At 41.0% G+C, this 539-nt stretch carries 1 protein-coding gene; it reads right to left on the reverse strand.

What is annotated here, in order from left to right:
* Window positions 1-539, reverse strand: a 539-nt coding sequence (locus tag ACS8FD_RS23955; RefSeq protein WP_439277685.1) for a POTRA domain-containing protein, incomplete at both ends; no start/stop codon positions are given.

The raw sequence follows: 539 nt of genomic DNA on the forward strand, positions 1-539 counted from the left end.
AGACGTAAAAGTCACCAGCTCGTCCAGCTCATCAGTAGCAAATTTTGGATCGCCCAAGAAGTTTATTTCACCGAACTGATACTGCTCACCTTCGCTTAAACTGATTTCAATGAACACACTACGCTTATCTTCACTGATATTTAGTACAGCGTTATCAACATTAAAGCGTACATAACCATCGTTTTGGTATAGGGCTTTTAAGTTCTCTAGACTGGCAGCCAGCTTTTCTTTCGCGTAGCGATCAGATTTAGATAATAGACGTGTCCATGAAGATTCTTTTACCGCAAAGACGTCTTTGATATCTTCATCACTAAAATGCTTATTGCCAATGACGTTGATGTCGACCACTTTAGCAGGCTTACCTTCGATAAAGCGCACATCTAACTTTACACGGTTGCCATCAAGCAAGGTCTGGTCCACTTCGATATTACTGTTGTAATAACCTTGGCTAATATATTGTTGTTGTAACTCATTAGCAACGCCTTGTAAGGTCGATTGTTTGAGCACATCACCTGCAGACAGTCCAGCGTTTTCAAGTC

This window comes from Psychrobacter sp. 1U2 (assembly GCF_051847575.1).